This is a genomic window from Amycolatopsis sp. NPDC059235 (assembly GCF_042754125.1).
GTDB classification, from domain to species: domain Bacteria; phylum Actinomycetota; class Actinomycetes; order Mycobacteriales; family Pseudonocardiaceae; genus Amycolatopsis; species Amycolatopsis albidoflava.
This window is the reverse complement of sequence record NZ_JBHZAG010000053.1, coordinates 61,730-70,114: the sequence shown is the minus strand read 5'-3', so window position 1 is coordinate 70,114 and position 8,385 is coordinate 61,730. Positions and strand designations below refer to the sequence as shown.

At 73.1% G+C, this 8,385-nt stretch carries 5 protein-coding genes; 2 read left to right on the top strand and 3 right to left on the bottom strand.

The genetic code is table 11. From position 1 onward, the window contains the following. Positions 1–2,491: amino acid adenylation domain-containing protein (locus tag ACFXI3_RS29400; RefSeq protein WP_378403813.1), on the bottom strand; the 2,491-nt coding region annotated here is incomplete at its 3' end. Between the two features lie 458 nt (positions 2,492–2,949). Here ACFXI3_RS29400 and ACFXI3_RS29395 point away from each other — a divergent pair. After that, entirely contained in the window at positions 2,950–3,522 is a 573-nt protein-coding gene (locus ACFXI3_RS29395) for a TIGR03086 family metal-binding protein (protein ID WP_378403811.1), read from the top strand. A gap of 89 nt (positions 3,523–3,611) precedes the next feature. On the opposite strand, the gene ACFXI3_RS29390 is transcribed toward ACFXI3_RS29395, so the two are convergent. Together ACFXI3_RS29390 and ACFXI3_RS29385 are read right to left on the bottom strand one after the other, a co-directional pair. Beyond that, the gene (locus ACFXI3_RS29390; protein WP_344273297.1) at positions 3,612–4,142 is read right to left on the bottom strand and encodes a hypothetical protein; all 531 of its coding nucleotides are present in this window, start codon (positions 4,140–4,142) and stop codon (positions 3,612–3,614) included. A 115-nt stretch (positions 4,143–4,257) separates the two neighbouring features. Then, entirely contained in the window at positions 4,258–4,872 is a 615-nt protein-coding gene (locus ACFXI3_RS29385; RefSeq protein ID WP_378403809.1) for a hypothetical protein, read from the bottom strand. A 391-nt stretch (positions 4,873–5,263) separates the two neighbouring features. Here ACFXI3_RS29385 and ACFXI3_RS29380 point away from each other — a divergent pair, with 391 nt between their 5' ends. After that, complete coding sequence (locus tag ACFXI3_RS29380; RefSeq protein WP_378403807.1) at positions 5,264–8,377, top strand: tetratricopeptide repeat protein; 3,114 nt, start codon at positions 5,264–5,266, stop codon at positions 8,375–8,377. Positions 8,378–8,385 lie beyond the last annotated feature (8 nt).

Sequence of the window (8,385 nt, the reverse complement as noted above, 5' to 3'; positions counted from 1 at the left end):
CGGCCCCGTCGCCGCCCCCCCCGCCGCGCGGGCCGGGCGCCGCCTCTTTTTTCCCCCCCCGCCCGCCCCCCCCGCCCCCCCCGCCGCCCGCCCCCACGACCGCGTTCGCGCCGACGAACACGCGGTCGTGCAGCACGACCGGGGCGATCTCGACCCGGTTGCCCCGCACCCGCACGCTCTGCACGTGCGCGCCGTAGCCGACGCTGACGTCCTCGCCGATCGTCAGCAGCGACGGCAGGCCCAGATTCGCGGTCGCGAGCTGGCAGTGCCGGCCCACCCGGGCGCCGAGGAGCCGCAAATACCAGGGCAGCAAAGGGGATCCGCTCATCGAACCGAGCGGGGCGAGCGCCAGCAGCCCGCTGACGAGCCACACCCGGAAGTACGCGGCGCTCCACAATGGATACTCGCCCGGCCGGATCCCGCGCGACAACAGGCGGACGCCGGCGATCGGCAACAGGAACCGCGCGGTCAGGTACAGGACGGGCGCGATCGCGACCAGCAGCCACACGGTGCCGAGCGACAGGACGCCCGCGCTTTGCCCCAGAACCGCCGCGGCCGGTCCGCCGAGCAGCACGAGAAGCAGGCACAGCGCGCCGACCTGCGCGGTGCCCCAGCCGAACAGCCGCGCCCGGCCGACGCTCGGCTCCGCCTCGACCGGTTCGCGGGGCGAATGCGCGGGCGCGCGGTTCTCGAATGCCTTGGCGAGCGCGCGAATCGTGGGGTGGGCGTAGACGTCGGCGACGGACGCGTCCGGGGCCACTCCCCGTTGGCGCAGCAGCGAAACCGCTCGCGCGGCCAGCAGCGAATGGCCGCCGATGTCGTGGAAGAAATCGGCGGTCACCGACACCTCGGCGGTGCCGAGCAGCTCGCCCCACACCGCGGCGATGGCCCGTTCCGAGCCGGTTTCCGGGGCCGCGGCGGCGACCGCGTGGAACCGGGCGCCGGACGGGCGGGGAAGGCGGGCGCGGTCGACCTTGCCGCTCGGCATCATGGGCAGTTCGGCGAGCGTGTCCACGTAGCCGGGGACCATCGGCGCGGGCAGCCGCCGGCGCAGGCTTTCCCGCAGCCGCGCGACGATCGCGTCCCGGTCGTGCGCGCCGCGGGTGAACGCCAGGTACGCGACGAGGTCCTCGGTCGGCGCGGCGGGATGCGGGGCGACGGCGGCGACCGCCACCTCCGCGTGTTCCATCAGGACGCTCTCGATCTCCTGGAGGTCGATGCGGTGCCCGCGGATCTTGACCTCGGAATCCGCGCGCCCGAGGTACTCGATCTCGCCGCCGGGCAGCACCCGCCCGAGGTCGCCGGTGCGGTAAAGCCTGCCCCCGCCGGTGATCCGCGGGTCGTCGAGGAACCGGTCGGCGGTCAGGTCCGGCCGGTTCAGGTAGCCGAGCGCGACGCCCGGCCCGCCGATGCAGATCTCCCCGACGGCGCCGTCCGGGACCGGCCGCCGCCGCTCGTCGAGCAGCCGGATCCGGTAGCTCGGCAGGGCGCGGCCGATGGTGACCGGGCGGCCGGGGAGCAGTTCGCACCAGGTCGCGGTCACCGTCGCCTCGGTGGGACCGTAGGTGTTGAGCATCCGGCGGCCCGGCCTGCTCCACCGCTGGACCAGTTCGGCCGGGCAGGCCTCGCCGCCGACCAGCAGCGTGCGGATGCCCGGCAGGTCGCGGTCCACCGTGGCCAGCACCGTGGGCACGCAGTACAGGACCGTGACGCGGCGCCGTTCGAGGAAGTCCGCGAGGCCGGACCCGATGCGGTCCGCGCCGACCGGACCCGCGACGAGCGTGGCCCCCGCCGCCCAGGTGGGCCAGACCTCTTCGATCGAGAAATCGAACGCGATCGTCATGCCCTGGTAAACGCGGTCGGTGCGGCGCACGCCGTAGATGTCCGCGACGACCCCGATGAAGTTGCAGATGCTCGCCTGGCTCACCGCGACGCCCTTCGGCCGCCCGGTCGAGCCCGAGGTGTAGATCACGTAGCACACCTCGTCCTCGGCCGGCCAGAGCCGGGGCCGCGCCGGGCTGGCGCTCGCCGCCTCGGCCGCGAGCTCCCCGGGACGGAGCACCGGGCAGCCGACGTCGGCCGCGGCCGAGGCCAGTTCGGGGGCGACGAGCAGGAGGTCGAGCGCGGCGTCGGCGGCGACGTAGGCGACGCGGTCCGCGGGCGCCGCGGGATCGATCGGCACGAACGCGGCTCCGGTCTTCAGCACCGCGAGCAGGGCGACGTACATCGGCGTCGACCTCGGAATCAGGAGGCCGACCCGCCGGTGCGGGCCGATGCCCCGGCGGATCAGCGTGTGCGCGAGCCGGTTCGCGTGCTCGTCGAGCTGCCGGTAGGAGAGCCGGTCCGGTCCGCATTCTAGGGCGACGGCGTCCGGGGTCTCGTCACAGGCCCGCTCGAAGAACGCGTGCAGCCGGACCGGGCCGGGCGCGCGGCGCGGCACCGGGCGGAGCTGCGCGGTGTCCTCGAGGGAAAGCGACAGTTCCTCGCTCACAAGGCTTCCTTCTGCGGTGGGCGGCGGGGGAGAGCGCGCTGATGTGTCCTAAGCCGACAATCCGGTGATCGAACACGACGCCGCGATCCTGGCCCGCGCTGATTTCCGGGCAGCGCCTGATGCCACGATCACGTGCTCCTCGTTCATTCGGGACCCCCAAGCGCGTCGCAGGCTATGAACGCGACGCTGTGAGAAGCCTGAGTAACCGCGATCCGGTGGCCCGCGACACAAGACAAAACGCTCAGCCGGGCATTACGGCCGGGTGTTTTTCCCTGGTGTTCAGCAGTTGTGCACCGATTCCGGCGGTCGCGGGCGAGGAAGCCGGACGGCACGGTCGTGTTACCCGAACGGGTGGCCGCGGGGCGGGCCGGAGCTGTCCGGTCCGACCGGCGGACGCGTGCTCCGCTCAGTCGCGCGGGAGGTTTGACCTCGCCTCCGCCGGGTGGTTCAGTGGCGCGATGACAGAGCTGGCGGGGATGCTGGACGAAGCGGCCGAGGGATTCGGCGGCCTCGTTCGCGCCGTGGAGCCGGACCAGTGGCGGCTGCCGACACCGTGCCCGGACTTCACCGCGCTGGGTGTCGTGGAGCACGTTGTCGAAAGCCTGATCCAGTACGCCGATCTGGCGGACGCCAAGCGATTCGACCCCGAGCTGACCGTCGGGCTCGCCGGCGCCGACGTCTTCGCCGCCTACCGTGCCGCGGCCGTCCGGGCGGTGGGCGTGTGGTCGCGGGAAGAAGTGCTCGCCGCCGAGCATTCGCTGCCGTGGGGGCCGATGCCCGGCCGCGCCGTGCTCGGCTATCTGGTGCTGGAACACGTCGTGCACGGCTGGGATCTCGCCACCGCCACCGGGCAGGAAAGCCCCTTCGGCGACGCACTGGTCCAGGCCGCCGACGGCATCGCGCGCGGGCTCAGCGAGCAGGATCTGCGCCAGCCCTACATGTTCGCCGCCCCGGTGCGCGTGCCCGGAGACGCGCCGCTGCTGGATCGCCTCGTCGGCTTCCTCGGCCGTCGTCCGTCCACTGTGGACTGACAGGGTCCGCGCGGGCTGCGAATCTTCTCCCGGACGGCGGAATGCGCCCCGCCGCGAGGGCGTCGGCGGGGCGCGGACGGGCCGGCAGCTCAGTTCTGGTGGTGAACCAGGGTCGCGCCGGTCCGGAAGTCGTCCAGGAACGCGGTGATCTCCTTGTGGCGCAGCACGCAGGTATAGCCGGGATCGTGCTCGATCTTCACCTGGACGGGGAACTTGGCGGTCCCGGCGACGGTGCCGTTTTTGATCGGGTAGTCCGCCGTGGTCAAGCCGGTCGCGGACGCGTGGACGTCGAGAGTCGTCTCGCCGTTCGTGCAGAAAGCTTTCACGTCGGCGGTCAGTTTGGTGGAAATCGTGGTCGTGCGGCCTCCCAACGCCACATTCACTTCTCGGAACGTGACTGTGGCGACGGTGCCGTCCCAGCCGACGACGGTGGCCTCCGGCACGAAATGCGCGTCGGCCGCCAGCGCGGCGGGGGAGCCGGCGGCCAGGAGCGCCGTCGCGGTCGCGGCGGCTATCGCGAATCTCGCCGGATTCCGCCAAGCCGCGCCGGGCGATCCGCGGTCGTGCGAGGTTCCGGGCCGACGACTGGCGAGCAGTGCGCGAGGTTCCGTGAAAAGCATGCCGACTCCTTCGGTGCTCGAGCGGGGAGAAATCCGGCGGCGGCCGGCGCCAGGGGAGGCGTCGCGCCGGCCGCCGCCGTCGCCGGCACGTCGGAGGGCCGGCGGCGAGTCCCGGTCAGACCTGCTGGAAGTCCACCGGGACGTCGTTGTTGTTCTGGTCCTTGGCGCCGCCGGACGCGCCGTTGACGACCGTGAAGTCCTTGGTCGTCCCGTTGAACTGCAGCCGCAGCGTCTCGAAACCGATCCGCAGGGACGAAACGCCCCGCAGGTTGGCGGCCGCGACGTGGAACTTGAGGTCGATGTTGACGTCGATCAGCTGCTCGTTGCGGTAGGTCTCCTTCAGCACGCTCCGGCTGCTGTCGTGCTTGAAGCTGAAGACCCACACCTTCCAGCTGTCCGAGGACGGAAGGTTGTAGACCTGGTACAGGGCCTTGAAGTTGTAGCTGCGCAGCCTGCCGTGGATCTCTCCTTCGAGATCGAAGCCCTGCGACTGGATGACGAGCTTCTGGAAGGTGCTGAAGCCGTGGAACGCGGTGATCGGGTCGTCGGCCGGGGTCGCGGCTCTGGCCCCGGTATTCGCGAGAACGAGGTCGAACGGGCCCTGGGTCACGTCGATCACCGAGGAACGCGGCGCGGCGGAAGCCGCCGTCACTCCCGTGGTCAGCGCCAGCACGCCGACCGCGATCGCCACCGCCGCCCGGGCGCATGCCTTCCAGGCACGATTTTCCATGTCCGTCTCTTTTCTTTTCCTGTCCGGTTTGGGGCACGTTTCGGGAATTGGGCATTCGACGGCGCGAGGCCGCCGCCGAAACACCTCATCAGGAGGTACTGGACGGCGACTGGACGGCCATTGGACTGCGGATCGCGGCCGGAAACGGGGAGTCCGCAACGAGATCCGGGTAAGCGGTCGCCCGCACCGGCGATTCGCGGATAGTCCACAAAGGACTGCGCGCGACCGGGAAACGGTCTTCCGCGAAGGCGGACGGCCCTGGCGTGCACCCGGCTGTCGGCGGTATTTTAGCCCGGGCGGAGCCACTTTCTTGTGTGCCGGCCGCCGAACCCATTACGTTTGTCCTGCAGCCGAGAGCGTTCTGGCGCGCAGCCGACAGCTGGGGGCCACGGTGGCGACGAAATCGGTACACATCCAAGTGCTGGGATCGCTGCGCGCGTGGCGCGACGGCGCCGAACTCGACCTCGGCCCGCCCGGCAGGCGCGCGGTGCTCGGGCTGCTCGCGCTCGCCGGCGGGGACGCCGTGGCGTTGCGGGATCTCGTGGACGCGTTGTGGGGCGACCGGTCCCCGCCGAGTGCGGTGAACGTCGTCCAGACACACGTCAAGCACCTGCGGCGGTTGCTGGAACCCGGCCGTGCGCCGCGAGCGGGCAGCGGGGTGCTGCCGCATGTCGGCGGCGGCTACGCCGTGCGCCGGGACGCCGCCGAAGTCGACCTGTGGCGGTTCCGCGAACTCATCGCCGAGGCGAACGACGCGCACCGCGACGCCGACACCGCCCGCGTCGTGGTCGCGCTCGGCGAGGCGCTCCGGCTGTGGCACGGCAGGCCGCTGGCCGACCTGCCGCCGCTCGCCGGTCACCCGAAGGTCGTTTCGCTGGTCGCCGAGCGCCGCGAAACGTTTTGCCGGTACGCCGGGGCGATGATCGACACCGGTGCCGCTGCAGAGGTCCTGCCCGGGATCGCGGAAGCCGCCGCGGAACAGCCCCTCGACGAAGCCGCGCAGGCGCTGCTGATCCGCGCCCACCACGCGCTCGGGCAGCGGGGCGAGGCGTTCCGGCTGTACGGGCAAATGCGGACGCGGCTCGCCGACGAACTCGGCATCGACCCCGGGCCCGAACTGCAGGCCGCGCACGCGGCCGTGCTGCGCGACCCCGGCGCCGCGGTGCCCGCCGAGCCCCGGCAGACGCACCGGGTCCCGAAGCAGTTGCCCGCCGAACCGCGCGGCTTCGCCGGACGGACGGCGGAACTGTCGCTTTTGGACAGTCTGGCGACCGGCGGCATCGCCGTGGTCTCCGGCACAGCGGGCGTCGGCAAGACGGCGCTGGCCGTGCACTGGGCGCACCGGGTCCGGTCCCGCTTCCCGGGCGGGCAGCTGTACGCGAACCTGCGCGGCCATGCACCGGGCGCCCCGGCGTCATCGGCCGAAATCCTCGCGCAATTCCTTGCCGCGCTGGGGATTTCGCCGTCCCGCATCCCTTCGGACCCGGAGACCGCGGCGGCGCTGTACCGGACCATGACGACCGACCGGCGGATCCTGGTCCTGCTGGACAACGCCGTCAGCCCGGAGCAGGTCCGGCCGCTGCTGCCCGCCGGGCCCGGGTGCCTGACGGTGGTGACCGGACGCGACCGCCTGACCGGGCTCGTCGCCGTGAACGGCGCGCGCCGGCTGACGATCGACGTGCTCAGCCCCGACGACGCCGTCGAACTGCTCGCGGGCGTCCTTGGCGCGCGCGTCCGCGCGGAGCCGGAGGCGGCCGCCGAATTCGCCAAGCTGTGCGTCCATCTCCCGCTCGCGCTGCGGATCGCCGCAGCCAATCTCGCCGACCGGCCCAGTTCCGACATCGAGGACTACGTCGCGGAACTGCGCGAGGGCAACCTTCTCGCCGCCCTCGCGGTGCCGGGCGACGAACAGACCGCGGTGCGGGCCGCCTTCGACCTGTCCCACGCCGCGCTGTCACCCGACGCGCAACGGCTGTTCCGGTTGCTGAGCCTGATTCCCGGCGCGGATTTCGACGCCGAAGCCGTGGCCGCGCTGGCCGGCGTCGAGACGGCGCAGGCGGTCGCGGCGCTGGACCGGCTCGCCTCCGCGCACCTGGTCGAACACCCGCCCGGCCGGTACCGCTTCCACGACCTGCTCCGCCGGTACGCCGCCGAGCAAGCCGGGCAGCTGGAGTCCGCCGCGGACCGCGAGCAGGCGCTGCGCCGCGTCTACGACTGGTACCTGGCGGCGGCGGACGGCGCCGCCCGGCTCCTCTACCCGCACATGCTGCGGCTGCCGGTGTCCGGCGTCCCGGCGGCGTTCGCCGGGCTGGGCGAGGCGTCGGCGTGGCTGGACACCGAGCGCGGCAACCTGGTCGCCGCGGTGCGGTTCGCGGCCGAGGGCGGCCCGGCGCCGATGGCGTGGCGGCTCGCCGATGCGCTGCGCGGGTATTTCTGGATGTGCATGCGCCGGGTCGAATGGCTCGCGGTCGCCGAAGCCGGCCTGAGCGCCGCCGACGCGGACGGCGGGCTCCGCGCGCGGGCCGCCGCCCGGCTCAGCCTCGCGGACCTGTACTTCCGCCAGGGCCGGTACCAGCAGGCAGTCCGGCAGTACACGGCGTCGCTGCTGCTCGCGCGGAAGGCGGGATGGGTCGAGGCGCAGGCCGCGGTGCTCGGCAACCTGGGGTGCGTGTACTGGCAGTCCGGGCGGCTCGCCGACGCCGCGTCCCGGTTCGGCCGCGGGCTGGCGCTGAGCAGGCGGATCGGCCAGCCGGCCGGGGAGGCGGTCGCCTTCGGCAATCTCGGGCTCGTCCACTGGGAAATGGGCAGGCTCGCCGAAGCCGCCGAGCACTACACCCAGGCGCTGCGCCGGTACCGCCGGATCGGGTCCCGGTACGGCGAAGCGATCAGCCTCGCCAATCTCGGGCAGGCACAGCACGCCCGCGGCCGGACCGCCGAGGCGGTGGACCTGCTCTGCCGCTCCCTCGACCTGCAATGCGAGGCGGGAAACCGGGGCGGCGAAGCGGAAACCCGCAGCAGGCTCGCCCTGGCGCACAGCGATCGCGGCCATCGGGCCATGGCGCTCGAATGCGCGGGCACCGGGCTCGCGCTCGCCCGGGAGGCGGGGGACCCGCGGACCGAGGCGGAGGCGCTGGCCGCGCTGGCGGCCGTGCTCGCCCGCTTCGGCGACCGGCCGGAGGCGATCCGCCGGTACGAGCAGGCCCTCGGCCTCATCCGCGAAACCGGCGACCGGTACCCGGAGGCCGACGCGTTGATCGGCCTGACGACGGTCACCGCGGACCCGGAACCCGCCCGGCAGGCTCTCGCGCTCGCCGAGCGGGCGGGCTACCGGGCGCTGCGGGGTCAGGCCTTGACGGCGCTGGCCGGGGCTCTGCTCGCCCGGGGCGAGCCCGAAGCCGCCGTCGAGCACGCCCTGAACGCGCTCGCCGTGCACCGGGAGACCGGGCAGGGGCCGGGGGAGACGCGGACGCTCGCGCTCCTTTCCCGGCTGCGCCGCGGCGAGTGATTCCGGCC

Coding starts and splice junctions, on each gene's coding strand:
- ACFXI3_RS29395 (WP_378403811.1), top strand. CDS start 2,950: ATGACAGAGCTGGCGGGGATGCTGGACGAAGCGGCCGAGGGATTCGGC.
- ACFXI3_RS29390 (WP_344273297.1), bottom strand. CDS start 4,142: ATGCTTTTCACGGAACCTCGCGCACTGCTCGCCAGTCGTCGGCCCGGA.
- ACFXI3_RS29385 (WP_378403809.1), bottom strand. CDS start 4,872: ATGGAAAATCGTGCCTGGAAGGCATGCGCCCGGGCGGCGGTGGCGATC.